The sequence below is a fragment of the Bacillus sp. (in: firmicutes) genome, from assembly GCA_012842745.1.
Taxonomy (GTDB): Bacteria; Bacillota; Bacilli; order Bacillales; family Bacillaceae_J; genus Schinkia.
On the sequence record DUSF01000056.1, the window covers coordinates 363368 to 389697 of the forward strand.

The following is a 26330-nucleotide window of genomic DNA, read 5'->3' on the forward strand; positions in this document are numbered from 1 at the left end:
TTCCATCCGAAACTCTTATAATTGCGACAAAATTCCTGTAAAATACTTATAAAATAACATCATCATCTACAGGGGGAGTAGAAGTGGAGAATTTAAAAAATCGTATTCGCATTGAAGAGCTTCTTAATCGTATTGTAACTGCTGATGAAGCTGCAAGCTGGATTGAGGATGGAATGACATTGGGGTTAAGTGGATTCACTAGAGCAGGGGAAGTTAAAGAGTTTCCACGCGCATTAGTAAAGCGTTCTGAAAAGGAAACCTTTAAGGTAAACGTTTACACAGGAGCATCCATGGGGTATGATACTGACCAAATCTTGGCGGAATCAGGGATTCTTATGAAGCGTTCGCCATTCCAAGCTGACCCAGTTATGCGCAAGAAGATTAATGAAGGGGCATTTTATTTCGTTGACTCACATCTTTCACATACGGCAGAATTAATTCGCGCTGGCGTCATTAATATTGATTACGCTGTTTTGGAAGCGGTTGCCATTACTGAAGATGGAATGATAATTCCAACAACACAAGTAGCTAATTCACCTATATTTGCATATGATGCAGATAATATTATTCTTGAAATTAACTTAGCTATGCCTGAAAGTTTTGAAGGCGTCCATGATGTTTACGACACAGGCAAACAAGGGGAGCGTTCACCAATTCCTTTGACAAAGCCATCTGACAGAATTGGAACAATTGGTATTCCAGTTGATGTTAACAAAATTAAAGGAATTATTATCACAAATAAAATGGATTCAGAATCAACTATTGTACCACCAGATGATGAGACACAAATTATGGCAAACCATTTAATGACGTTTTTACGAAACGAAATTAAAAAAGGTAATTTAACAAATAAACTTGCGCCATTACAATCAGGGATTGGCTCTGTTGCAAACGCTGTCCTTGCTGGTTTAGTTGAGTCTGAGTTTGAAGATTTAACAGTTTACTCTGAAGTATTACAAGATGCTGTGTTTGATTTACTTGATGCAGGTAAAGTTAAGTTCGCATCTTGTTGTTCAATCACAATTTCAGATGAGAAAATGAAAAATGTTTATGGAAACTTTGAAAAATATAAAGATCGCTTAATGTTACGACCAGTAGAAATCTCTAACCATCCTGAATTAATTCGCCGCATGGGCTTAATCTCAATCAATACAGCTCTTGAACTTGATATTTACGGAAACGTAAACTCAACACATGTTCGCGGAACACATATGATGAACGGTATTGGTGGTTCAGGTGACTTTGCTCGTAATGCTCGCCTAGCAATCTTTGTAACAAAATCAATCGCGAAAAATGGTGACATTTCTAGTATTGTACCTTTCGCTTCGCATATTGACCATACAGAGCATGATGTTGATGTTATTGTTACAGAACAAGGCTATGCTGACTTACGTGGATTAGCACCTAGAGAGCGTGCTGAATTAATCATCGAAAACTGTGCACATCCATCATACCGTGCACAATTAAGAGATTACTATTACGAAGCACTTGCAAAAGGTGGACAAACTCCGCATGTTATGGAAAAAGCTTTCTCATGGCATACAAACTTCGAGAAAACTGGTACAATGCGCGAAACAACACCACAGCCAGAAACAACAAAATAATGAAATAATCATAAAAAACGCAGATTCTATGCATAACGCTAAATCTGCGTTTTTTTTTTTACTAAAAATGGTATTGTTCATTTAATTTTCAGAATTTTAGTGATATAATAATGGTAGAGAATGGTATACTTTAAGTAAGTTACTACTAACAGTAATAGTTTTCAGGCCGCGTTTTTGTTTTACTGCGATATTTTCTATCTGTTTTATAGGAGGGAATTCACATGTCTAAACGTTGTATTGCTATGCTGTTAGCTGGAGGTAGAGGAAGGCGCTTAAAGTCGTTAACGAAAAATATCGCCAAGCCAGCTGTTCCATTTGGTGGGAAATACCGTATAGTTGATTTTGTGTTAAGTAATTGTCGAAATTCCAATATTGACACAATTGGTGTACTAACACAATACCAGCCCCATGAATTACAAGAGTATATCGGAAACGGAGAAGCTTGGGATTTGCATCGTAGAAATGGGGGAATTAAAATCCTTCCACCCTATTGGACCGATGACCGCGTGAAATGGTATGAAGGGACGGCCTATGCCATTTCACAAAATATTGATTTTATTAATAAATATAATCCAGACCATATTCTTGTATTATCTGGTGACCACATTTATAAAATGGATTATAATCAAATGCTTATGCAGCATATAATGACAGAAGCGGACGCAACGATTTCATCTATTCGAGTACCTTTTGAGGAAGCTAAAGATTTCGGAATACTAATTGCTGATGAAAATAAACAGATTATCAACTTTGAAGAAAAACCGACAATGCCTAAGTCCAACTTGGCTTCGATGGGAATCTACATTTTTAAATGGAGCTTTTTAAAACGATATTTTAATTGCATTCACAATGTAGCTTGTAATTTAAAGGATTTTGGAAATGATATTATTCCAAAAATGATTCAAGACCATGTCCGCGTATTTTCCTATGAATTTTTTGGTTATTGGAAGGACGTTGGAACTGTAAAAAACTATTGGGATGCAAATATGGATTTACTTTCAAAGGAAAACAGTATATTATTTAATAATAGAGATTGGGAGATTTACACTGTAGAACAAAATGTACCACCGCTTTTTCTAGATTCCTTTGGTAGTGCTAAACAATCAATTATCGCTGAAGGGTGCGAAATTGAAGGTGAAGTAGAAAATAGCGTGTTATCCTATGGGGTAAAAATCGGAAGGGGCGCAGTCATTCAAAATTCGGTTATCCTTCCCAACACCATTGTCGGCAACAATGCTTTTATTAAAAATGCAGTGATTGACAGTGATTTAATTATCCAAAATGGCTCCGTATTCAGTTTTGATTCTAATTACGAGGGTATCCAATTGGTCGATGAAACCATTTGCAATCCTAAACTGCAAAACAAGCGAATTATATTTAATAATCAATATAAATTTCTGTAAAATAACGATCTGTTAATTTTAATATACAGATTGTTATTTTTTTTATTTTTGAAACTTTTTGGCCCCAGATTTCGTCTATATAAGTTAGAGGAAAAAAATAATAGAAATGGAGATGGTTTACAAGTGAGCATTAAGAAAATGAGTATGTTAACATTATCGTCTGCACTCGCTTTATCGGGAATATTACCGGTGAGCTACGCAGCGGCTGAAACAAAAAGTTTTGTTTTAACAGAGCAAGTGGAGGCCGAACAGTCTTTAGAAAACAATGTTCTTGATATGGATAAGGAAAAATTAATTGCGAAGGTAAAAAGTCTGTTTCCTAATCAATTTAATTCTGTTAGTTCCAAAGACTTCCATACAAGCTTTAATTCGGCTCGCCGGGGATTTGGCGTGGACACTTACTACTTGCATTTTTATAAAGATATGGGTATGGGGAAGCAAATGAATGGTCATTTTGAATTTGCTAGTAAAGATTTGTCATTAGTTTCTTTTTATTATGACCCTGCAGATAAGAAAGATGCTTTATTTCCAGCAAAAGTAACGAAAGAAGAAGCACAAAAAATAGCAGTAAAGTTTTTGGAAAATTTAAATCTAAAAGATCAATACCGATTATCAGAGGAAGACTTAAACTTCTATTCAAATATGAATCGTCCATTAACAGAACCAGTCCTTTATCAGTTTACATACGATAAACTTAAAAACGGTGTTCCTGTTCAAAACGAGAATGTAAATATTAGTGTTCTCGGTAATGGCGAAGTAACGCAGTTTTATAATGGTTATATGAGTGAAAATAAGGCCGTTTTCGAAAGCAAAGATCAGCTTATTTCAAAAGAGGAAGCTTTAAAAATAATCAATGAAAATTTGCAATTGGACTTACATTATTTAATTGACTATAACTATATGACTAATACCGCTTCCGTCAAATTAACCTATGTGCCAAATCCGGCCATCGTTGGTATTCATGCGAAAACGAAAGAGTTTAAAATTGGTGATAAATTTTACCGGGGTTTACCAAAGGCGCAAGAGATCAAGCTTCTTCAGAGCGAAAATGGTGGGAAGTTAGGAAGGCCGATATCTAAGGAAGCTGCCAAGGCTTTAGCGGAGAAACTACTTAAGCCTAAAAAGGACAATGTCAAGCTAACGATTGAGGGAATTGAAGAAATAGAGCGCGATGGGATAAAAATTTATAGTATTCGTTATATGTATTATTCAGGATCGGGCGGTCATGGTTCTTCGATTGACATTAATAAAGAAACAGGTGAAATTATTAATTACTATAACCAAGAACGAGATTTTGATTTTATGGATGAACAAGAAAATCAAAATATAAAGGCAAAGCTCACGGAAGAGGAAGCTCTTAAAAAAGCGATGGATTATTTGCAACAATATGCTCCCTCTAGTTTAAGCCAGCATGCCTACCCGTTAGAGGGAGCAGGAAGCGGCTATCAAAAGGCCATGAATGAATATTATTTCAACTTCCCGCGCGTAAAAGATGGAATGATTGTAAGTGGAAATGGAATTAATGTAAGTGTTTCCGCGGAAGATGGGGAGCTTTATTCTTTGAATGTTAATTATAATAAGGTGGACAATTGGCCAGATGTAACAAAAGCCGCAGACCGTAATCAAGCGTTGGAAGCAATAAAAGAAAACATCAATGTAAGACTGATCTATGCGGCAGATGCTCCAATGGCAAATGAATACCGTTTAGTTTATACAATAAATCAAAAAAATCTAGACTCCTATTTTGATGCGCTTAGTGGGACTTGGCAAAGATTTTCCCATGCTGGTGAAAAAGAATCGAAAGATCAAACATCCATTTCCCATCCTTGGGCTAGTGATGAGTTAAACTTTTTACACAAAGCCAATATTATCAAGGCAGAAGACGTAGCTTCATTTAATGCGGACCGCCCAGTTACTAGAGGGGAAGCGCTAGAAATTTTATATAAATCATTAGCTACTTATTATGATTACCCAGGCTTTTATAATGAGGACAAACCAAGTCAACCAACCTTTGAAAATATCAATAGCAACAATCCATTATTTATGATTATCGAACGGGCTGCCCAGCAAAAAATCATCGACAGTTCGGTAAAAACATTTAATACTGAAGAGAAACTAACAAAAGAGGAGCTCGCTTATTGGTATGCTCGTACACTTGGCTTAGAAATTGTGGCGAATAAAGAAGAAATATACAATATGAACTTTGCTGATACAAAAGAAATGAATGAAAAATATAAAGGTCACATCGCTTTAGTCAATGGGCTTGGCCTTTTAACAAAAGATGCAAACGGAAAATTTGATCCGAAAAAAGAAGTTACATTAGCAGAACTCGCTGTTTCCAATGTTCGCTTGGCGAAAATAGCAGCTGAGATGAATGTTGATTTTAGGTAACCTGATGGAATAACGAAAGGTATCTAGCATCTCTCTTTAAAATCCAAAGACTTTTTTCGGATTAAAGAGTCGTGCCTGATACCTTTTATTTTATAACACCACGCTCTAAAATGGTCACATCAACGATTACGTTGACATCTATAGATGGATAGGCTCCTTCCCAATTTTCCCCATCATAATTTCTTGTATGGTGCCGTACCTGATAACCAATCCCTATTGGATCAATTTCCATCTCCTGAAAAGTTTTTATCATTCTATTTGTTTTTTCTTCGATATTTTCTTTTATTTGTTCTTCAATATTTTTTACGGAATGATTAGGAATATATGGACCACTGTATTCCCGTATAATTCCTTTCATTTTAATTGTCATTGTCACATTTGGCGGCGAGTTCTTTTCTTTGTTAGGATGAATTGTAAATTTTCTTGATGATGAAATATTTGTTAAAAAAGCTCTTTCGCCGTTGTCAAGGTTTATAAAAAATACGCCTTTTTTAAAGTTTTCGTACATGCTTCTTAAATAAAACATATCTTGTTGCGGAATATAATCTACCATTTTATCCTTTTTAAATAGCGCAACCCCTTTTATCTTTGCTTTTCCGTTTTTTTCCTCTAATAAAGGCAAAATAGGATCCATCCCTTTCACGTAATAGGCGAACTCAAAGGTGTGCAAATTGGTAAGAGGCAGATTGCTAAATCGGCTGTTTTCCTCAAGTAATTTCGACACATATGTTCCAACTGGTTCATCGGTTTGAAGTTTGTGAAAGAATTTTTCCGTAGAACCTTCAAAAACAGCTAGTTGGATTCTTGAGCCAACATTTGGATCCCTTTGAAGGTTGTCGATATATCTAAATACACCAGTTTTTTCAGAAAGTTCGCGATTATAAAGAACAATTTGCAGCTTTCCGTTAATTAATGGTTTTGACGATTGCGATTCGAGCTTATCACGGTTTTGATATACTAATGAAGACGTATTTGAAAAAGCAAGGTTTTCCAATGTCTTATCGATTTTGAAGAAGGGAGCGACGGCAGTGCCTGTAAAATGTTTTTCATCTACGTAATCATAGCCGACAGCCATGACTAAAAAAATATCATCAATGACTTGTTTTGGCGTTACAATTGAAGGAGCAAAACTACACGCTAATAAAATGAGAAAAAGGACTTCTTTTTTCATTTACTTTTCCTCACTTTTATAATGATTGAATGAATGATAAAAAGGAAAGGAATATAAACAAAATTGTAGTATTTCCCGAGATTTGAAACATGGCTATTTAGCTTATCAATCGTTTCTCTAGATTCAAAATAGATACAACCAACAAATACAATTATTAATATAGCGACTAGAAAGTATTTTTGTTTATAGCCAAACACTCTTTTTCCGATTCGACTTGCAGCCCATAGAAACATAGTGATATTTGGCAGGATTACTAATAGCCATGTGGCGATGCCGATGAATTCAAACCTTTCCACAAAAGGCAATTCGGCGATTTTCCATAAACCTAATGTTGGCCAGGTTACGACTTTAAGCTGATCCCTGCTATAATAAACGATGGTTATAATTTCGATAAATACATATAAAGCCGTTGTTACTAGTGTTCCTAGCTGCGCCCACTTCTGCGTTTTCTCGCCATCTTTTATAAACGGATGAAAAACTAATAAAACCGAAAAACCTAAATAACTTAATGTCATGTGTAAAGAAGCTGTGAATAATGGTTTGATATTTATATCAAAAAGTGGCATTAAATTTTCCCATTTTGCAAATTTTAAGGGAAAGAAAAAGGTTAAAGCTAAGTAGGCGGGCATAATGACACTAAAAAAACAAATTCCTGCAACCGTACGAAATCCACCTGTGACTACATAATAGATAAGCATCATAAATACGAGTGCAAAGCTCCATGTCGGAAGGTCAGGGAAAATCCATACTTGGACAACCTCGATATAACTTCTTAAAACGGTGATGCAGGTGAAAATATAATAAAGCATAACACTCAGACTAAAAGAATTGCCAACCCATTTTCCAAAGGCCTGTTGGTGTATATCAATTAAATCTCCCTTTCCATTTTGGATAAGCTTATACAGGATCCAAATAATAAAATGAACCATCAACCCTGCTAATAAAACCGCAATCCAGCCATCATGGTTAGCCACTAGTAACAATGGTTGAAAGCCTAAGACGCCAACACCAACTTGAACAGAGGTTATTAAATATAAAACCATAAAGGGAGAAACTTGCAACCTTTTATCAATTGGCTTTAGCATTCACATCCATCCTTTTTCTATGCAAATGAGGGTTTACTCATCAATATCTTTATTTTTGAAAGCTTTTACTTCACTAAACCGGCTTCCTTTTTCGGCCTGAACTTCAATCGGTCTTTTCGATTGATTGACAAAAGGCATACGAATAAATGAATCTTTTAAATCTGCGACTCTTGGCGGATAAAGTGGCTCCAAATACGGTCTTCCTAGTGACGTTAACCGTAATAAATGTGTTAGAAAAAAAGAAAAACATAACACAATACCTACTAGCCCCCAAACATGTGCGAATAGTAAAAAAGGAAATCGTAAGAGCCGAATGGTGTTTCCCATTTGATAAACAGGTGTTGTAAAAGATGCAAGTGCAGCGAGTGCAATAATGATTAATAATATATTACTTGTTAAACCGGCCTCGACAGAAGCTGTTCCAATCACGATACCGCCTACGATACCAATCGTTTGTCCTATTTTTGTCGGTAGTCTTGCCCCCGCCTCTCTTAACAGTTCAATGACTAGTTCAAGCACTAATGCTTCTAGAAAAGGTGGAAAGGGGACTTGTGCTCTTGATGTAACAAGTGTACTCATCAGATCCTTTGGTATTAATTCAAAATGGTGGGTAAGGACCGCTACATAAATTGGCGTTATTAATAATGAAAATGCCACTGAAAATACGCGGATTAACCGAAAGATAGAGGCGATATGCGGATTTAAAAAATAATCCTCAAAAGATGAGAAAAATTCAATCACTGTTGTTGGACCAATTAACACATGTGGAGATCCATCGACAACAATGATAATTTTTCCTTCAGCTAAAACAGCGGCAGCACGGTCAGGTCTTTCTGTATCGAGCAAGCCAGGGAAGGGTGAATTGTGATTATCTGCGATAATTTGCGTAATATAAGAACTATCGATGATTTGGTCAAATTCTATTTCCCTAATCCGTTGGACGACGGTGTTTACATTTTCACTGTTCGCAATCCCTTCGATGTGGAGAATCGATACGGTTGTATTCGAAATATTCCCAACTTGAAGGTTTGTAATTCGTAAATTTGGACTAGGAATCCGTTTTCGGATTAGATTAATATTTGTATCAATTGATTCAACAAATGCTTCCTTCGGACCGACGACACTATATTCAACTTCAGGAATTGATATTTGGCGAACTTCGTTTTTGGCAGCTTGAATAAGCAAGAATTGTCTTGGTTCATTTCTTTCTATATAAATCATAATCGAGCCAGCTAATACAGTTGATGATATTTCCCCGTTATCATTCGATATAATTTTATTTTCACATGGGATGGCAAGACTTAAAGTCTCCAAATTTTTTAAAGCAGCTTCATTTATATAAGGCAAAATATCGCGATGTAATACTTCGAGATCAATTAAAGATTTGAAATATGAAATAAAATAGGATGTTTGGCCTATTTTATTTTCAAATGTAATGAAATCGTTTGATTTTTCGAATTGCTCGAAAATCATGTTTGGCGGAATGTTCTTACTCTCTTTAATTTTTTTAAAAAACATAATTGTTCTCCTTTATAAAGAAAGCTGTCCATTATCAATGTTATCTTTCACCTCATTTGGAAGAAATATGCGATTATTTTCTGTATTATTTGTTGTAATTGCCGCATGATTAAGCTACATTACTAATGATAGATATTACTGATTGAAAGGACGGAACGCTTCATGGAAATTAAGGGACATACTGTTGAAGAAATTATAGATCCAACTGGTATCTTATTAGGAGAGCGGTTTGAATTTATTTTACAGATTGTGGTGCCAGAGGATGATGAACTGTACTCCGAAAATGGTATTTATTTAAAGGCAATTATTGCAGTTGAGGATGATGCTGTTCGAATTGCTCAATATCAATTGTTTGAAAAAGGAACGAATGATTACATAGATTTAGAGTTGGAGGACGATGAGAAGGAGTTTATCGTTGATTATTGTAAAGGGCATTTAGCTTAATTATTGAAAGAAGTGTAAGCAATATAGCCCTCAACAAGCCGCCGCACCGGTGTTGAGGGTAGAAAATGGTGTTCATCTATACACTTTTTCAAAGATGGTAAACTCACGAACAGCCTGTAAATCAACATCATAACCGATCCCTGGGCCATCTGGGACAGTGATTAGGCCATTGTGAACAGTTACTTCAGGTTTAATAATATCTTTTTCCCAATAACGGGAAGAAGCTGATGTATCACCTGGTAGGGTAAAATTGGCGAGAGTTGTTAAGGCGACATTGTGTGCCCTACCGACACCCGCTTCAAGCATCCCGCCGCACCATACTTGAATTCCTTTTTCAAGGCATAGATCATGAATTCGCTTTGCTTCTGTTAGTCCGCCGACACGACCAATTTTTATATTTATAATTTTACAGCTTCCAAGCTCAATTGCTTTTCTCGCATCTTCACAGGAAAGAATGCTTTCATCAAGACAAATTGGTGTTTTGATTTCTTTTTGCAAGACCGCGTGATCCATAATATCATCAGAAGCTAAAGGCTGTTCAATCATCATTAATTCAAACTCATCAAGCATTTTTAGCTGCTCAATATCGTTGAGGCTATACGCCGAATTTGCATCGGCCATTAGCGGTATATTTGGAAAACGCTTGCGTACTTCTCTGATTATATTTACATCCATGCCATGTTTAATTTTTATTTTAATGCGTTTATAGCCTTCATTGAGTGCTTTTTCAATCATGTTCAATAAATTAGCAGAATCTTTTTGAATGCCAATACTAATCCCTACTTCAATTTCTTTTTTCTTACCGCCAAGCATCTCCGCAAGTGATTTGCCACAACGTTTTGCGTATAAATCCCAAATTGCACCTTCTAAAGCGGCTTTTGCCATATTATTTTTTCGAATAGTGGTAAACATCCTGTTTAGGTCATCCGGATGTTCAATGTCTTTGTGTAAAAGAGAAGGGATGAGGAAATCCTCTAAAATATGCCAATTTGTTTTTAAAGTTTCCTCGGTATACCAAGGTGTAGAGAAGGCAACTGATTCACCCCAGCCGCCAAGGCCATCTTCATCTTTTGCCTCTACTAAAATAAATTCCTTGTCACGAATGGTGCCAAAGCTTGTTGTAAACTCAAACTTCATGTTCATTTTGAGATGTCTCATGACAACTTCTTTAATTTTCATTTTGTTCACCTTCCAAACAATTTGCTTTTTCAAACGTATATAAAACCGCCCGTGTGATAATCTCAATTCCATTATACATTGCCTCGCGATTAAAACTCATCTTCGGATGATGCAATCCTGGTTGTAAATCGCAGCCCAATCCAAGCATTGTCGCTTTTATATTTGGTCGCTTTAATGTGTAAAAATGAAAATCCTCTCCACCTGGCGTGATGATAGGCGCTTTATTATTTTCTTGCCCAAGTGTCTCAATAATAGCTTGTTCCATGAAGCTTTTGGCTGTCTCATCGACGGTTGCCGCAGCAACATAACCAGTAGTCGTTAGCGAGATTTCAACCTGATATAAAGTGGCAATTATTTCAGCTAAATGGATTACCCTATTTGTCAATTCAATCATCACTTCATTTGTCTGTGCTCGTAAATCTAAAGAAAATGTAGCCTCACCAGGAATCAGGTTGCCAGTTTCGCTGCCGGCATGAAAAGAAGTTATTTTGACGGAAGCTGGGACCATTGGGTTTATATGAATACGATTCAACTCATTAACTAGCGTTGCACCAACTTCAATTGCATTTTGACCTAAATGAGGCCTAGCACCGTGCGCATCCACCCCTCTGATAATACCAGTCATAAACGTGGCCGAGCCGTGAAAAGTAGCTGGTGATGCTTCGCCAAATTTAAGTTCTTCAAGCGGGCGCAAATGAACCCCATAAAGAAAATCAAGATTATCAACTACCCCTTTTTCAATTAGCTTTAGCGCACCTGTCCCTTTTTCTTCAGCAGGCTGAAAAATAAACTTCAACTTTCCATTTTTAGGCCAAGCGTTCATTTCTTTTAAAAGCAGCATTGTTCCAATCACCATTGTCATATGAGCATCATGTCCACATGAATGGTTGGCGCGAAAGATGCCATCGACATTTTGCCAAAGAGCATCAATATCAGCACGAACACCGACACAGATGTTGCCTTCACCAACTTCAACGACCAGACCAGTACAGTCATCGAATGTTTGAACTGTGAAACCGTAGCTTTCTAATAAAGTTTTTAAATAGACAGTCGTTTCATATTCCTGCCAGCTTGGCTCTGGGTTTTGATGAAGATAGTCAAAAATTTTTTTTATCGTTGCTTTTAATTGGTTTATGTTATTTTTCATTACAGTTCTCCTCAGTTTTACTTCAAAGGCTGGATAACTATAAGTATAACTGAAAAAATAAATAAAAGTTAAAATTTGACACGCGTCAAAGTATTTATCTTTGATATGCACTACTATTAAATTACAAACAACAAATAGTAGGTAAAGGGGATATGAAAGATGAAAACTGTAAAATTTCAATTAGAAGAGTTAACTTGTCCAAGCTGCGTGAAAAAAATCGAAGGAGTTTTGGCAAAACAAGAAGGAGTGTCAGACGTAAAAGTTTTATTTAATTCCAGCAAAGTAAAAGTTGTATTTAATGAGGAAATCATTGCTGCGGAGCAACTAGCATCAACAATTGAACAGCTTGGCTATCCAGTATTAAATAGTAAAGTATCTTAAACAAAAATAGATTGGGGGGATCATGTATGAATAGAAAAAATAAAGCCAGAATTGTCTTACTCTCTGGAATTTTGCTTGTTGCATCTTTTTTCTTTAATATGGCTAACCTAAGCGCCTTAAAAAACACGGCCTTACTTTCCGCAACGATTATTGCTGGTTACCCAATCATTACAAAAGCATGGCGGGCGCTCTGCATGAAGGCTTTTAGCATCGAATTACTTGTTACTATTGCCGTTGTTGGCGCATTAATAATTGGGGAATATGTAGAATCGGCCGCTGTTACCTTTTTATTTTTATTCGGTGCTTACTTAGAAGCCCGCAGTTTAGAAAAGACTAGGAGCTCATTAAAATCGCTAATGGATATGGCACCATTAGAAGCAACTGTTATTCGTGATGGCAAGACGCAAATTGTTTCTGCTGATGAGGTGGAAGAAGGGGACCGTGTCCAAATTCAATCTGGTGAAAAAATAGCTATCGATGGAAAAGTCATCTCTGGAACAGCATTTATCAATGAAGCAGCAATTACTGGTGAATCGGTGCTTGCACGAAAACAAGTCAATGATTATGTATATAGCGGCACCATCATCGATAACGGCTATATTGAAGTAATTGCCGAAAAAGTGGGAGAAGATACAACCTTTGCAAAAATTATCGAGCTTGTTGAAGAAGCACAAGAATCGAAAGCAAAAACACAAAAATTCCTTGAAAAATTCGCATCTTTTTATACACCAGCCATTTTAATTTTATCTATCATCGTCTACATTTTTACTAGAGATATAGAATTAACATTAACTTTTCTAGTCATCGCCTGTCCTGGAGCATTAGTCATTTCCGCACCAGTATCAATTGTCGCTGGAATTGGCAATGGCGCCCAGAAAGGTGTCCTTATTAAAGGCGGAGACATCATGGAAAAGCTTGCTAAAGTGAATGCATTTGTTTTTGATAAAACAGGTACACTCACAAAAGGGAAGCCCGAGGTTACGAATATTCAAACATACGGCATTGATGAGAACATATTTTTAACGATGGTAGCTGAGGCAGAAGTCATTTCAGAGCATCATTTAGGACAAACAATCGTAAAAGAAGCCGAAAAAAGAGGGCTGCAGCTCATCCATAAACCTAGCCATTTTAAAGTAGTAAAAGGAAATGGTCTTAAAGCTACAATCAATGGTAACAATCTTTTCATCGGTAACCGCAAATGGATGGCAGCAAACAACACAAATATTACTGATGAAATCGACACATATGCAATTGAGCAAGAAAGATGCGGAAATACAGCTGTTTTTGCGGCAATGAATGGAAATATTATTGGAATAATTTCGATTGCTGACCAAATTCGCAATGAGGCAGCTGTAAGTATAACGAAGCTAAAACAAAGCGGTGTTAAAAAAATCTATATGCTTACTGGTGACAACAAGTATGCGGCTGAAAAAGTAGCAAGTCAACTAGGTATTGATAAAGTATTTGCAGAACTTCTCCCAGAGGATAAAGTTACGAAAGTGAAGGAATTGAAAAAAGAGGGGTATCGTGTAGCCATGGTAGGAGACGGTATTAATGATGCCCCAGCGATTGCAACTGCTGATATCGGCTTTGCCATGGGCGGCACAGGTACTGATGTAGCGATGGAAACAGCAGATGTCGTCATCATGGCAGATAAACTCGAAAAACTAGCAGAGGCTCACAGGCTAGCAAAGGCGACTGTTCTTAATATGAAGCAAAATATGTTTTTTGCCGTAGGTACTGTGGTATTCTTATTAATAGGTGTATTAGCAAAACAAGTTTTTCTAGCATCTGGAATGCTAATTCATGAACTAAGTGTTTTAATCGTAATCTTAAATGCATTAAGATTAGTTTATTTTCAAAAAAGCAACACCAAACAACGAAATGCTAATCGAAATACTGTTATCGAAAAAGCATCAACTAGTATCGAATAGTAAATTTCAATAGAACAGGAGCCTTGAAAAATGAGCCAATGTTGCCACCATCATTTGGATGATGACCAAAACATGAAGAAGCTATGTATCTCCATTGTCCCAATCTTTAATCATTTACAATATGAGGAAATGCTTGAGATTGTAAAGGCAAGCCAAAACAAAATGTATAAAAAAGGTGAAATGGTTTTCAGAGCAGATGCACCGTCTGAACATTTATATATTGTCCACAAAGGCCAAGTGAAAATTTATCGCTTGGCCGAATCTGGGAAGGAACAATTAATACGAATTATGGAGCCTGGCGACTTTATGGGGGAGCTTGCACTTTTTACAAATGAGTCATTAACAAGTTATGCCGAGGCTATAAGCGATACAGAGATTTGTGCCATCCATAAATCAGACATGAGGGAAATGCTGTTATCCAATCCATCCATTTCATTAAAAATCCTTGAGGTCTTCAGTAAGCGCTTAAATGACGCTGAGAAAAACATCGAAAGCTTTAGTTCCCAAGATTCTGAACAACGGTTAGCCAACTATTTAATTGAGTTGGCAAGCGTGGAGCCAGGCCAATTACCGAATGTGCCGCTGGAAATAACCTTGCCAATCAGCAAAAAAGATCTTGCCTCATATCTCGGAATCACAAGGGAAACATTGAGCAGACGCTTATCCTCCCTCCAAGAACAAGGCATCATCAAGCAAACAGGCCAGCGGAAAATAACAATACTTGATTTCGATTCATTAAGTTACTAACAATCTCTGTTTTTATGTGAAATATCTTTACATTTATATATGTAGTAGATTATACTTGTTTTAGGTGTTCTTTAAAAAGAACATTCCTGACCATTATATAATCGGGAAAGGGAGGGATATTTCCATTAACATTATAAGAAGGGGAAGTAGCAATGGATGGAAAGAAAATTAGGGATTTGCGAATAAAAAGAGGGCTTACATTAACGGAGCTTTCAAAGCTCTCAGGTGTATCCAAATCATACTTAAGTTTTATTGAACGTGGTAAGCAGACAAATCCAAGCATTGAAGTGATTGAAAAGATTGCCAAGGCATTAAAAATTGATTTTCAATCTTTGCTTTTAAGCGATACAAAACAACAGCCGTTCTTAATAATGAATAATTTAGACAAAGATGTGATTGAGCTGGCAATTGAAATGAGCAAATCCAATATTGATAAAGAGAAATTGAAGCAACTAATCAAATTATTAAAATAAAGACTGGGAACCTATAGTCTCAACTATTTGTTCCCAGCCTTTTATTCATTTTCATTATTTTTCTTTTGTTCAAGTTGCCATTTTGTAAACTCTAAAAATTCCCGGAATTGTTCTTTGCTGACACCAGACTCAGCTGCCTCTTGGGCAAGTTTTATCCATTCAGAATCTAGCGTTTCGGTTTCTTCGCTAATTTCAGGGTATAGCAACGTTTGAACACTAATATCCAACACAGTTGCTACTTTTTCTAAAAATTGAACAGAGGGATTTGATTGAATATCTCTTTCAATCGAACTTAAATAAGATTTTGCAACACCAGCTTTTGAAGCCAAATCTGATAAAGAAAGTCCCTTCTCTTTTCTTATAGTTTGAATACGTTTTCCGATCATTGGTATCTCCCTGAGTTTATGATGTATACTCATATTTTACCATGAATGTTCATGATTAGAAACATAAAAGCGAATGAAACAACAAAAAGGTCTCATCTGTTTTTCGTATTGTATTCTCCATTTTTCTTTAAAAAAGCCTTTACATCCTCAACCGAAAGTCCGATTGCTTTAGCTTCCAAAACTAAATGTAGCCATTCTAAATCAACATTAAGTAATTGACCGTTTTGAAATTGTTGTTTTTTTATTGGACTTACCCCCTTTTTGATTATTCAAGCTGCTTTCATTATGATTTTTGGGGAATAAGTAGTAGTTATCTAATATTTTATTATTATTTTGGCGATTTGTTGCAATCATTTATTTCTTTAAATAACGATAAAAATATAGGAATTTCGACAGTAATAGTGCCCCACACAGTTTAGCTACTAAAAAGAGCCTTATAGAGAAGACCGTTCAAGTCTCCCTATAAGGTGTTTTTTTATTCAACTGGTTTTGCAGTCAAAATATAGCGGTTGGGAGCGCTGCCTACATATGTGAACGGGTAACAAGTTGTTAAAATAAGCTCTTCTTCTGGTGCGGTTGACTTAATAATAGTTTGATCATTTGCTTTGACAATTTTTGTGCTATCAATTTTGTATGCAAAGCTACCATAAGCGAGCTTAATGATTAAGATATCGCCAATCTTTAATTCGCCCATTCTTCGAAAAACTGTATCCCTATGGCCTGACAATACAATTTGATCCTTTTGTGTAGGATAAGCTGTTCCTTGATAATGGCCCACCCCTTTTTCAAGATCGTCATCAGCTGTTCCTTCAACGATTGGGAGTTCTGCTCCGAGCTTTGGAATCTCAAGTATTCCAACCGTATCCCCTTGGTGTGGGTTAAATTGTTCTTTTTCATTCTTCATAGTTGGTTTTTCTTTAGCTGTTTGATTATCAATATCCAAAATTTTGTAGGCTTCTTTTAGACTATTTTTCTGTGCTTCTATTGTTTTGTAATACTGAAAACAGCTAATCCAAATTAATACAATACCAGCGAAGATGATGAAAGTAGCTAATTTTTTTATCATTGCATTTTGATGCCTCCTGTTAAAAGTTTTTCTAATTTAAGCGATTTTAGTCTCTGTATGTTCAATATATAGAACTAAAAGTTCTTTATAAAGTTATAAAAAAATAAGGAAAAGAAAGATAAGGTAAGAAAATGCAAGTTTTTCGTTCGTTATTAAGAAGATATGGCTGAATTCCACATTTTTCAAACAGGGGCTTTTGTCATATACTCAATTTGCGGGTTCGATATAAAGAACAAATGAAATTGCATAAGGAAAGGGGTGGAAATGTGAAAAAAATAATGGAAGTCATAAGCGGGTTAACAACTACCTTATTATTCCTAGTTTTGATAGTGATGGTCATAGCCGTGATTTCATCAAAAGCATCAGGTGGCGAGCCAAACTTTTTTGGCTATCAATTAAAAATGGTCTTATCAGGTTCGATGGAACCGACATTTATGACGGGATCCATTATCGCAGTTAAACCTGTAGAGGATCCGACGGCGCTTAAGAAAGACGATATTGTTACTTTTAGGGAAGGCAAGAATAATGTTGTGACCCATAGGATTGTTCAAGTCATTCAAAGTGGGGAAGAGACATTGTATAAAACAAAAGGTGACAATAACAAAGAGGCCGATGTAAACCCGGTATTATCACAAAATGTAGTTGCCAAATATACAGATTTTACTATTCCTTATGTTGGATATTTTATGGATTTTGCTAAATCTGTAAAAGGAGCTATCGTTTTATTAGTCATTCCAGGTATTTTACTTTTAGTTTATTCAGCTATCTTAATTTTTAAGGGGCTTAAAGAATTGGAAAAAGCAACAAAAAGGCCAGAAAATGAAAATCCAATAATCAATGGTTGATTTTCCTAAAAAATTAGGAATTCAATATAAAACAAAGAACCTACATACCTCGAAAAAATCCGGGGTAAAGAAAGAGGAGGAAACAAAAGTGACAATTAAGAAGAAATTAGGTTTAGGTGTAGCATCAGCTGCTTTAGGATTAGCTTTAATTGGTGGGGGAACATGGGCAGCATTTAATGATGTAGAAACATTAAGTAATAACATAGCGACTGGAACATTAGATCTTGACATTACTCCTGGCACAACAACTGAAACAACTTTTGACCTTCAAAATTTAAAACCAGGCGATGAATTTACACGCAGCTTTACACTGAATAATAATGGAACATTAGCAATTAAAGATGTGTGGTTAGATGTGATTCCGATGAATTTTACAAATGGCGAAAATGAATATGTAGGCAGGCATGGTCAACCTGACAATGATGCACTTGAATTTCTTGACCAATTTGCTGTAAAAGTATTGATTTCTGGTGTTGAAGGTGGGGCAAACGCATACACGCTGATTCAAGAAAGCGATAATGTTACGTTAAGAAATCTAGCTGAAGGAACTGGGCTCCCTGCAGGATTACAAATGAATGGCAAACGCCTTAACTTAACGCCTGTACCAGGCAAAAATGGGCCAGAATGGGATGGCATTCCTCTAAATCCATATGACTACGAAATCGTTGAGTTTACAATTACGATGATTGATGACCAAGAAAAAGTAACTGATATGGAATCTCCAGTTTATGGTGAATACACGCAAAATGTATACCAAGGCGACAGCGTTGATTTACTCTTCCAATTTGAAGCAACACAATGGCACGGCATTATCATTGATGAAAATGGTTATGTAAATGAGAACGAAAAAGCACATCCATCTCCTCAAAATCCGGCGGAAATTAAAAAGAATAATTAGTGGTTGAACAAACCGAGGGTGGACGTTATGTCCACCTTTAGTAACATGTATATTTTTTTCGTTACTATAATCTGAATTTTAATGAGAGGGTTTAAAATGAAATCACTAAAAATACTGTTTACCCTTATGACAGTCATCATAATTTTTTGTTCAAATTCTCTTATCATAAATGCAGAAGAAAATAAAGAGCTTGATATTGGAGTAACTCCGGATAGGTTTTTATTTGAAATTTCTAATATGAAACCTGGCGATTTGGCCAAAAGAAAATTAACAGTTCAAAACTTAGGAAAACGGGATTTTACGTATAACACCGCAGCAGAATTTATTGGTGGCTCAAAAAAACTTTATGAGGAATTTTTACTTAAAGTATCTGATTCAAATGGAATTTTACATGAAGGAAATTTGAAAGATTTTAAAGGGTTAAAACCGAGATTTTTAAAATCAAAGCATGAAGAGGATCTACTGTTTGAATTAGAGTTTCCTTATGAGCTTGGCAATGAATTTCAAGGATTAGCGTTTGAGGTTGAATTTAAGTTTATCGTTGAAGGCTATGACCCTCCATCACCTGGAGGCGGCGGCGGTGGGGGCTCTGGAGGTGGTTCAGACAATCCCAATAATCCTTCTAATCCTACACCAGGGGAGGCAAGCGGCCCCGATAATCAAGGAACCCCGGGAGTTCTAGGTGATCCAGAGGAGCCAAAGAATCCAATCGTACCAGAAGACCCGGACAAAATAAATCCGCAGCAACCGATTGATCCAAAAAAATTAAATTCAACACCGGTGGGTGGGCACATATTGCCAGCAACTGCAACAAATATCTATAATTTTGGTTTTGCAGGGATTGTTCTTTTGTTAGTAGGTAGTCATTTATTTTTCATACAAAGAAAAAAGAAGCAAGTTGTTAAACAATGAAAAGTATAGGAGTTTTTTGCTTATGAGAAGAAAGCGATCAGCAAGAAAAAAGAAAATGATGAAGAAAAAAGCGTTGTATCAAACAGCAAGTCTACTTTCGATTGCAGCCTTTGGGATTGCCCAAGTTACCCCAACTTCTCATGCTCTCTTTTCATATTCAGCATCAATTAAAGATGGGCAAATTACATCATCATTTGTTTTTCCCGAAACGATTGAAGGACTTGTAAATGAAATTAAAGCTGAAATGGAGCAGATCGAGACACTAAAGGAGCAGGCTGACAGTGTTTATGAAAAATTACAGCTGGCGGAAAGTTCAGAACAAGCAATAAGTGAAAATAATCTAGATGAAATCCTTGAAGCGGCTAAAGCTTCACAAGAAATAGCCAGCAATAAAGTAAATGAACTCAATATTTATTTAGAGCAAGGGCAGCTTGAAGTTATAGTAGATGAATCTGCTACGAAAATATTAATAATCATTGAAGATGGCTTGGAAACAGCAACTGAATTAATGGATACAATTACAATGTTGATAAATGAAATGGAAGGAATGTTGAACGAGGCAAATGTGACGATTACGGCCATGATTCAAGTAGAGACGGCTCTTCTTGAGAAAGAAATCATTGCTGAAATTGCCAAAAAAGCATTAGAGGGTGTAACGACTGCAAACGGCAGCGCTGAAGATATCCTAGTAAGATACGGAGCTAATTTTGATTTAGACGCATTCCAGTCCTTAGTAGAAGCTCTTACTAACTCAGAAACTGATATCCAAAAGGCGCTAAAAGATGCTGATAAATACTTGCACGAGCTAAAAGCCTATGTTGATGGTACAAAGGAAACGGCTTCGCCAGATGTGGTTGCGGAAGCAAAAGCAAATTATGAGAAAGTTCAACAAGCCATTGATCATTTAAAGGAAACGATGGAAAATACAAAAACGACAAATTCTGAAGTGCAATCAAGAATCGAACAAGAAAAACAAAGGCAGGAAGAGGAAGCAAAAAGAATTGAACTAGAAGAAGAAGCAAAAAGGACCCAACAGGAGCTTGAAAACCAAGAGCCCCCTGCAGGTGGTGGAGGAGTTTCCGAGCCTCAGGAACAACCTTCTGCGGAAGATGATGCACCAAATTTAGATGCACCAGCTACTGAAGGGGAAGAACCAAACTCAGAAGCTCCGCCACAGAGTGAAGAAGAACCTAAAGAAAACCCACAAGACAATGTCGAGATTCCTGACCAACAGACTCCAGAAAAAGAAGCAAATGAGAATAATCCAAAAGATGGAGATCCAATGACAAATCAGCCTACACGGCCTAATGATGCTGATTCAATACCAAATAATCAAGATGGAGACGATAATCCATCTAATGCTGGAAAAGATAATGGAGCACCGAGTAATCATGAGGATACAGCCGAAACAACCGAATCTTCAGATACAAGTAACGACAATTCGGAGAACAATAGCTCTACTAGTAATGAAACACAATCGGCAGAACCATCAAGTGACAGTGAGTCGGTCAGCAGAGATACAGTTGCATCACTAAATACTTCTACAAGGGAAACAGAATTCTTTTCAATTGATAGATTCATTGTAAATAGAAGAGATGAAGAGGATGAAACGGAACAAATTATGGAAACGGATGAAATTGGAAAACAAAATATTCAAACAGACATACTAACAATCGACAATAAGAATAAATTGATAATTAATATTAGATCGTATTTATGGTCGCAATGGAACAAAAAACTATGAAAAAATATTTTTTAATGGTTGCTAAGATTACGTTGTTCATATTTCTTCTATTATGTTGCTATTTAATTTTTTCAAGTAAATTCATCGGACCAACCTCACAAATAGGCGGTTACCATTTCGTAACAGTTGCAACAGGATCAATGCATCCAGAAATTAAACCTGGATCGTTAATTCTCATAAAAAAAGTTAGCGATCCAGGAAGTTTAAAGGTTAATGATGTTATCACCTTTCACTCGCCAAGAAATGAAAGGCAACTGATTACGCACCGAATTGTTGAAGTAAAAAATATCAATTCTGAGCTTCGTTTTATAACAAAAGGGGATTCAAATCTAACTACAGATGTAGAAGCGGTAAATGCAATCGATGTTCTTGGTAAATATCAAAATGTAATGATTCCTTATGGGGGCTATTTTTTACAACTAACAAAAACCCGCATTGGCTTTTTCGTATTTTTTCTTGCTCCTGTATTTGTTTTGATTCTTTCAACAATAACTAAACGTAGGTCATCTTTTAATCGAAAGCATAGATTAACCTCCAATTAAGTAATCAAAAACAGGTGATAAAATGTTTATTTATAAAAATTTAAAGAACTACTCCTTTCTAATTATAGGCTTCTTATTGATTATAGCTTCGATAATTCCAAAAGGCTCCTGGTCTTATTTTAATGATATTGAAAAAATGCCCACTACGTTAGCCGTCGGGATGTGTAGTCTTGATGTTGAATCAGAGATTAAATTTAATTTAACAAATCTGTTCCCAGCTGAAAATGAAGTGAACCCCCTTCACCTTAAAATGAAGAATAATGGATCGTTTTTTGTTAATCATTTGTATTTAAAGACTATTTTAGATACAAAATCATACGAAGCTGATAATGGGGGAAATACAGCGGAAAAGTTCGCCGAGCAATTTAAAGTTGAGTTTTGGGCGAATAACGAACAACTACATGCGGAAAACTGGACGCTTGACAAGTTAGCAACAACAGTTCCTGATATTGCTGCTTGGCTACCGGAGGGAGGCTTAAATATCGGTGAAGAGTTGGATATTTCAGTAAAAGTTGCATTTGTAAAAGGAGAAGGGCAAAAGAAATTTGAAGATAAATCATTGCCAGTTGAATTTGTCGTCGAAGGCATTTGCGGCAATGGCGGCGATCCAGGAGACCCAGGAAAATGGGATAAGAGTTCCTTAAGCTTTAACGGAGCGTACAGAAGTTCGTGTACAGAAATATTTGCTACTGTCCGAAATGGAGCGGGTTCAAGAGCGATGGAAGGTCCTGTGAGATATGAGGTTTATTGGGTTGCCAGCGGAAATCCAAAAGATGGTGAAATTGTCGCTAGCGGACAAATTCCAGCTTTAGGTTCAGGTGGATCACATATCCTAAGATATACACCATCAAAAGCAGGGGTCTACAAATTTAAAGCATACCAAAGACAAGGCCATCCTGGTATAGGTGAGCTATGGAGTGAATCATTGCAAGTAAATCAAAGCTGTTTTAAAAAGTAAATCATTTTCTGTAAAGGGGCTGATTCCAATGGAATCAGCTCTTTTAGGGGTCCTGTCGACAAGCGGAAAACATACGCTAAGCAAAATTCGCCACAAGAAAAGCCGATTTTTCCTACGCTAAGGAATCATCGGCTTAGTTTATTGTTTAGAAAACTTATATCATACGGGAAAATACACGTTTAGGCACATTTTTATTTTGATAGAAGCCCAGATATTTTTAGCTGTCCATAAAGAGCAAATCCCTGAAATTTAATAATTAAGAATGCTGGTATTCTAATTTTTGTACACAAAAAAAGGGCCATCTAAAAGTCAAAAAATTGACTATTAGCTAGCCCCATAATTTATTTGCTTTGCTAGAAATATAGCCACACAATGAAGTTTCCGAAAAAGTCCTCCATTGAATCCAGATGCTGGTAGTTTCAAATTACCAAAACCAATATCTAGAACCTTGAGCCACTATGAACCGATCAAACCACATTTCAAAGTTTAGGGATAAGTCTTGTCTATCCCCAACTTGTACATACACAAGATAAGAACTATTATTATTAGCCGCCTTTTCTGAATCAATGAATAGATATTCACCATATCCCTTGTAATAACCAATCATATACCAACTTTTCTCATAGGCACCCTTATAAAAGATTTCATATTCACGATAGTATTTCATTATGTTATTTAAATCAAATAACTCAAAATAATCACCCCAAACAGAAAATATTTTTGCCCCATTATGCAATTTTAAGAATTGTCTATAATCATCTGGAAGATACCAGCCAGTTTTTAAAGAAAAATCCGCCAATTCTTTCTCAGAAGCTGGATTATTCCATTCACATGTTACTTCTAGAAGTTCTCCATTTTCCCTTTGAATTGTTAATTTCCCTGTTGGTTCTAATCTTTGTTTTAATGCCTTTATTACTACATCAATGGACATACATATCCCTCACTATAATTAATAAATCTATTCAATAATATAAGTTTAAATTTGATGCTAAAACAAAGGGACAAATGCCTATTTTCTGTATTCCTAAGATTGTTTAATAATTTGCCCACCATGGTGTTACAATACTTCTATGGAATGAATATGGAATAGGTATTAGATTACTATAATCTTTTGTCCCACCATATGCACAAGGTCTAATATGGTGAATTTCATAATCAGCCCAATTTAATGCACCATAATTATTATCGTACCACTTTTTGTAATTTGTTCTTTCTGTTGTAGTTAGAGCACATCCCGTCGCAGATACTTTAGCCCAAGTAGTGCTAGATGGTTCTGTCATTACTTTTCCAGACTTCGGATCTTTATATATAACGTATGGAACGCCCTTTTTATTCAATAAATAAGGACCTTCTATTATTGAATCAGCTGGGTAAGAACCATCTGAATAGTTGGCGTATGCCCTTGAATCAGTTTTCCAATAGTTAGTAGCAGTAATTCCAGCTGATATTGATACTACTGCTTTTAATGGTACTGTTTTTGTAGTACTAGCTGCATTACTGTATGTTCCAGATTTACTTGTTGCACGCTGAATTTTCGCTATAATAGTATAGTTTGTTGGTCTTGTTCCCACTCCATATACACCTGTTACTTGTGCTGAATGATTAATTTTGGGATATGTGGTGTTTGCATCTACCCAGGTTTCAAAAGCAACTGTATACCATAATAATGATGATGATAAAGTGGTATATTCACTTTGAGATAGTCGCTTCGTTTCAGTATCAATATCAATACTTATCATTGATGGAGTAGTAAATTCAATTTGAGGTGATTGTGATTCATATGTTTTATTTTCTATTAAAGGTTCCACCTCTTTTCTAAATTCATCAAAATCAAAGGTTTTCTTCGTTTCAGTATCAAGACCTACAATGTAGGTTCCCTCACTTAATATCTTTACATTTTTATCTTTTCCATGAGAAATTTTGTTTTTATCTTTTAAGTCTTTTTCTGTTATTAACTCAGGAATATATCCTTTTTTGTGTAGATATTTTAATTGTTCGGCAGCATCCGAATAGTTCTCTACAACAATACTACTATAATTATCATCAATAGAATAATCAGTAGTTATATCAAGTGTTTTTGCTGGTGTAAAAGCTGTAAAGGAAAATAACAGCACTAATGTTAACAAAGAAAATACTATCTTTCTCATTTTTTATCACCTTTCTTTTTTTAATTTGAAAAATACCTAAAACTCGCCCCTCCTTAACTCATTTAAGATTAATGTCTAAAATTTCAACAATTTAATAATTCGACTTTAAATTCCATATTCCCTCTCATTTTTTAAAAAGTCCCATAAATGTTATATAATTGTATTTAGCCTTTTATAGGGCTACCTTTTTTTAAAAAAACACACCTTTTAGATATTAATCTGTCTCTATTGATAGATAATTAAACTAATTAACTGAGTAATTACAGAAGTGAGATGATATTGTATGAAAATTGCGAGAGGTAGAGAATTGCTTACACCGGAACAGCGACAGGCGCTTATGCAAATTCCCGAAGATGAGTGGGTGCTAGGAACCTACTACACCTTTTCCAAACGAGATTTAGAAATTATAAATAAACGAAGGAGAGAGGAAAACCGTTTAGGGTTCGCCATTCAATTAGCCGTTCTTCGGTATCCCGGTTGGCCATACACTCATATTAAAGGCATCCTGGGTTCAGTCATAGATTATATATCGAAACAAATCAGTACTACTTCATCTTCGCTTAGTCTTTATCCTCAAAGAGAAAATACACTTTGGGATCATTTGAAGGAAATTCGAAGTGAATACGACTTTGTAACTTTTACTCTAAAGGAATATCGAATGGTATTTAAGTATCTTCATCAATTAGCTTTGGAAAATGGTTATGCTATGCATTTATTACATGAATGTATAGATTTTCTAAGAAAAAGCAAAATCATACTTCCTGCTATCACTACACTTGAAAGAATGGTATGGGAAGCAAGGGCAATGGCTGAAAAGAAGTTATTTAATACGGTAAGTGAATCTCTAACAAATGAGCAAAAAGAAAAGCTTGAAGAGATCATCACGTCACAGCATCCATCCGAATCCAATAAAACGATATTGGGTTGGTTAAAGGAACCACCGGGTCATCCTTCGCCCGAAACATTTCTAAAAGTAATAGAACGACTTGAATATATACGAGGAATGGAATTAGAAACGGTACAAATTAGCCATTTGCATCGCAATCGTCTGTTACAACTTTCTCGCTTAGGTTCAAGATACGAGCCGTATGCATTCCGTGACTTTCAAGAAAATAAACGTTATTCGATATTAACCGTCTGTTTATTACAACTTACTCAGGAGCTAACAGATAAAGCGTTTGAAATTCATGATAGACAAATACTTAGTTTGTTATCAAAAGGTCGTAAGGTGTCAGTAGTCATTTTTAATGACGGTGATTTCGGAAACGCAAGTGTCGGTGACAAAGTATATTTGCCACCGACACTTGCGTTTCCTTTTTACTTTCGCCATATCAATTGGCGATTTATGGATATAA

The 26330-nt window shown here is 35.9% G+C and carries 24 protein-coding genes and 1 pseudogene; 15 read left to right on the forward strand and 10 right to left on the reverse strand.

Features of this window, described 5'->3' with window-relative positions; translation table 11 throughout:
- The first annotated feature begins 83 nt into the window (after positions 1-83).
- The 3 genes from GX497_16905 to GX497_16915 all read left to right on the forward strand — a co-directional run bounded on the left by GX497_16905 (position 84) and on the right by GX497_16915 (position 5398).
- Complete coding sequence (locus tag GX497_16905) at positions 84-1604, forward strand: succinate CoA transferase (protein HHY74870.1); 1521 nt, start codon at positions 84-86, stop codon at positions 1602-1604.
- A 215-nt stretch (positions 1605-1819) separates the two neighbouring features.
- Positions 1820-3007, forward strand: coding sequence for a glucose-1-phosphate adenylyltransferase (locus GX497_16910; protein ID HHY74871.1), 1188 nt, complete (start codon positions 1820-1822; stop codon positions 3005-3007).
- Positions 3008-3130: 123 nt separating this feature from the next.
- Positions 3131-5398 (forward strand): hypothetical protein, encoded by a 2268-nt coding sequence (locus tag GX497_16915; protein HHY74872.1) that lies wholly within the window; start codon positions 3131-3133, stop codon positions 5396-5398.
- An 85-nt stretch (positions 5399-5483) separates the two neighbouring features.
- On the opposite strand, the gene GX497_16920 is transcribed toward GX497_16915, so the two are convergent.
- Genes GX497_16920 through GX497_16930 form a run of 3 tightly spaced genes read right to left on the reverse strand, consistent with a single transcriptional unit; the run spans position 5484 to position 9172 of the window.
- Entirely contained in the window at positions 5484-6569 is a 1086-nt protein-coding gene (locus GX497_16920; protein HHY74873.1) for a Ger(x)C family spore germination protein, read from the reverse strand.
- Positions 6566-7654 carry a GerAB/ArcD/ProY family transporter gene (locus tag GX497_16925; GenBank protein HHY74874.1) on the reverse strand — a complete coding sequence of 363 codons (1089 nt, stop codon included), beginning with the start codon at positions 7652-7654 and terminating at the stop codon, positions 6566-6568. The genes GX497_16920 and GX497_16925 overlap by 4 nt, the downstream gene beginning before the upstream one ends.
- A gap of 33 nt (positions 7655-7687) precedes the next feature.
- On the reverse strand, positions 7688-9172 hold the full coding sequence (locus tag GX497_16930; GenBank protein ID HHY74875.1) for a spore germination protein: 1485 nt from the start codon (positions 9170-9172) through the stop codon (positions 7688-7690).
- A gap of 162 nt (positions 9173-9334) precedes the next feature.
- Between GX497_16930 and GX497_16935 the strand changes: the two genes are divergently transcribed.
- A complete protein-coding gene (locus GX497_16935; GenBank protein ID HHY74876.1) occupies positions 9335-9616 on the forward strand; it encodes a pullulanase in 282 nt (93 codons plus the stop codon).
- Positions 9617-9688: 72 nt separating this feature from the next.
- Here the strand turns inward: GX497_16935 and menC are convergent, their stop codons facing one another.
- Together menC and GX497_16945 are read right to left on the reverse strand one after the other, a co-directional pair.
- On the reverse strand, positions 9689-10795 hold the full coding sequence (menC, locus tag GX497_16940; protein HHY74877.1) for an o-succinylbenzoate synthase: 1107 nt from the start codon (positions 10793-10795) through the stop codon (positions 9689-9691).
- Positions 10785-11942 (reverse strand): amidohydrolase, encoded by a 1158-nt coding sequence (locus GX497_16945; protein ID HHY74878.1) that lies wholly within the window; start codon positions 11940-11942, stop codon positions 10785-10787. The genes menC and GX497_16945 overlap by 11 nt, the downstream gene beginning before the upstream one ends.
- A 159-nt stretch (positions 11943-12101) precedes the next feature.
- On the opposite strand from GX497_16945, the gene GX497_16950 reads away from it, so the two are divergent.
- The 4 genes from GX497_16950 (at position 12102) to GX497_16965 (ending at position 15477) form a co-directional block, all read left to right on the forward strand.
- Complete coding sequence (locus tag GX497_16950) at positions 12102-12323, forward strand: heavy-metal-associated domain-containing protein (GenBank protein HHY74879.1); 222 nt, start codon at positions 12102-12104, stop codon at positions 12321-12323.
- A gap of 26 nt (positions 12324-12349) precedes the next feature.
- Positions 12350-14257 carry a cation-translocating P-type ATPase gene (locus GX497_16955; GenBank protein HHY74880.1) on the forward strand — a complete coding sequence of 636 codons (1908 nt, stop codon included), beginning with the start codon at positions 12350-12352 and terminating at the stop codon, positions 14255-14257.
- 30 nt (positions 14258-14287) lie between these two features.
- Positions 14288-15004: a Crp/Fnr family transcriptional regulator gene (locus GX497_16960; GenBank protein ID HHY74881.1), complete on the forward strand. Its 717-nt coding sequence runs from the start codon at positions 14288-14290 to the stop codon at positions 15002-15004.
- A 152-nt stretch (positions 15005-15156) separates the two neighbouring features.
- Complete coding sequence (locus GX497_16965) at positions 15157-15477, forward strand: helix-turn-helix transcriptional regulator (protein HHY74882.1); 321 nt, start codon at positions 15157-15159, stop codon at positions 15475-15477.
- 41 nt (positions 15478-15518) lie between these two features.
- On the opposite strand, the gene GX497_16970 is transcribed toward GX497_16965, so the two are convergent.
- The 3 genes from GX497_16970 to GX497_16980 form a co-directional block, all read right to left on the reverse strand.
- Positions 15519-15863, reverse strand: a complete 345-nt coding sequence (locus GX497_16970) for a helix-turn-helix domain-containing protein (protein HHY74883.1) — start codon at positions 15861-15863, stop codon at positions 15519-15521.
- Between the two features lie 92 nt (positions 15864-15955).
- Positions 15956-16108 (reverse strand): DNA-binding anti-repressor SinI, encoded by a 153-nt coding sequence (gene sinI, locus GX497_16975; GenBank protein HHY74884.1) that lies wholly within the window; start codon positions 16106-16108, stop codon positions 15956-15958.
- Positions 16109-16338: 230 nt separating this feature from the next.
- Positions 16339-16929, reverse strand: coding sequence for a class D sortase (locus GX497_16980; protein ID HHY74885.1), 591 nt, complete (start codon positions 16927-16929; stop codon positions 16339-16341).
- Positions 16930-17195: 266 nt separating this feature from the next.
- On the opposite strand from GX497_16980, the gene GX497_16985 reads away from it, so the two are divergent.
- The 6 genes from GX497_16985 to GX497_17010 all read left to right on the forward strand — a co-directional run bounded on the left by GX497_16985 (position 17196) and on the right by GX497_17010 (position 22828).
- On the forward strand, positions 17196-17774 hold the full coding sequence (locus GX497_16985; GenBank protein HHY74886.1) for a signal peptidase I: 579 nt from the start codon (positions 17196-17198) through the stop codon (positions 17772-17774).
- Positions 17775-17862: 88 nt separating this feature from the next.
- Positions 17863-18672, forward strand: coding sequence for a spore coat protein (locus tag GX497_16990; GenBank protein HHY74887.1), 810 nt, complete (start codon positions 17863-17865; stop codon positions 18670-18672).
- Between the two features lie 96 nt (positions 18673-18768).
- Positions 18769-19584 carry an LPXTG cell wall anchor domain-containing protein gene (locus GX497_16995; GenBank protein ID HHY74888.1) on the forward strand — a complete coding sequence of 272 codons (816 nt, stop codon included), beginning with the start codon at positions 18769-18771 and terminating at the stop codon, positions 19582-19584.
- A 22-nt stretch (positions 19585-19606) separates the two neighbouring features.
- On the forward strand, positions 19607-21328 hold the full coding sequence (locus GX497_17000) for a hypothetical protein (protein ID HHY74889.1): 1722 nt from the start codon (positions 19607-19609) through the stop codon (positions 21326-21328).
- Positions 21325-21870, forward strand: coding sequence for a signal peptidase I (locus tag GX497_17005; GenBank protein ID HHY74890.1), 546 nt, complete (start codon positions 21325-21327; stop codon positions 21868-21870). The genes GX497_17000 and GX497_17005 overlap by 4 nt, the downstream gene beginning before the upstream one ends.
- Before the next feature lie 22 nt (positions 21871-21892).
- On the forward strand, positions 21893-22828 hold the full coding sequence (locus GX497_17010) for a hypothetical protein (protein HHY74891.1): 936 nt from the start codon (positions 21893-21895) through the stop codon (positions 22826-22828).
- A gap of 424 nt (positions 22829-23252) precedes the next feature.
- Here GX497_17010 and GX497_17015 read toward each other — a convergent pair whose 3' ends face one another.
- Together GX497_17015 and GX497_17020 are read right to left on the reverse strand one after the other, a co-directional pair.
- A complete protein-coding gene (locus GX497_17015; GenBank protein HHY74892.1) occupies positions 23253-23759 on the reverse strand; it encodes an SMI1/KNR4 family protein in 507 nt (168 codons plus the stop codon).
- A 103-nt stretch (positions 23760-23862) separates the two neighbouring features.
- Complete coding sequence (locus GX497_17020; protein ID HHY74893.1) at positions 23863-24975, reverse strand: HNH endonuclease; 1113 nt, start codon at positions 24973-24975, stop codon at positions 23863-23865.
- 283 nt (positions 24976-25258) lie between these two features.
- Here GX497_17020 and GX497_17025 point away from each other — a divergent pair.
- Positions 25259-26203 (forward strand): annotated as a pseudogene (locus tag GX497_17025) (DUF4158 domain-containing protein).
- Positions 26204-26330: the final 127 nt, after the last annotated feature.

Coding starts and splice junctions, on each gene's coding strand:
- GX497_17015 (HHY74892.1), bottom strand. CDS start 23,759: ATGTCCATTGATGTAGTAATAAAGGCATTAAAACAAAGATTAGAACCA.
- GX497_17005 (HHY74890.1), top strand. CDS start 21,325: ATGAAAAAATATTTTTTAATGGTTGCTAAGATTACGTTGTTCATATTT.
- GX497_17010 (HHY74891.1), top strand. CDS start 21,893: ATGTTTATTTATAAAAATTTAAAGAACTACTCCTTTCTAATTATAGGC.
- GX497_16945 (HHY74878.1), bottom strand. CDS start 11,942: ATGAAAAATAACATAAACCAATTAAAAGCAACGATAAAAAAAATTTTT.
- GX497_16995 (HHY74888.1), top strand. CDS start 18,769: ATGAAATCACTAAAAATACTGTTTACCCTTATGACAGTCATCATAATT.
- GX497_16920 (HHY74873.1), bottom strand. CDS start 6,569: ATGAAAAAAGAAGTCCTTTTTCTCATTTTATTAGCGTGTAGTTTTGCT.
- GX497_17000 (HHY74889.1), top strand. CDS start 19,607: ATGAGAAGAAAGCGATCAGCAAGAAAAAAGAAAATGATGAAGAAAAAA.
- GX497_16925 (HHY74874.1), bottom strand. CDS start 7,654: ATGCTAAAGCCAATTGATAAAAGGTTGCAAGTTTCTCCCTTTATGGTT.
- GX497_16950 (HHY74879.1), top strand. CDS start 12,102: ATGAAAACTGTAAAATTTCAATTAGAAGAGTTAACTTGTCCAAGCTGC.
- GX497_16970 (HHY74883.1), bottom strand. CDS start 15,863: ATGATCGGAAAACGTATTCAAACTATAAGAAAAGAGAAGGGACTTTCT.
- menC (HHY74877.1), bottom strand. CDS start 10,795: ATGAAAATTAAAGAAGTTGTCATGAGACATCTCAAAATGAACATGAAG.
- GX497_16930 (HHY74875.1), bottom strand. CDS start 9,172: ATGTTTTTTAAAAAAATTAAAGAGAGTAAGAACATTCCGCCAAACATG.
- GX497_16960 (HHY74881.1), top strand. CDS start 14,288: ATGAGCCAATGTTGCCACCATCATTTGGATGATGACCAAAACATGAAG.
- GX497_16980 (HHY74885.1), bottom strand. CDS start 16,929: ATGATAAAAAAATTAGCTACTTTCATCATCTTCGCTGGTATTGTATTA.
- GX497_16955 (HHY74880.1), top strand. CDS start 12,350: ATGAATAGAAAAAATAAAGCCAGAATTGTCTTACTCTCTGGAATTTTG.
- GX497_16965 (HHY74882.1), top strand. CDS start 15,157: ATGGATGGAAAGAAAATTAGGGATTTGCGAATAAAAAGAGGGCTTACA.
- GX497_17020 (HHY74893.1), bottom strand. CDS start 24,975: ATGAGAAAGATAGTATTTTCTTTGTTAACATTAGTGCTGTTATTTTCC.
- GX497_16935 (HHY74876.1), top strand. CDS start 9,335: ATGGAAATTAAGGGACATACTGTTGAAGAAATTATAGATCCAACTGGT.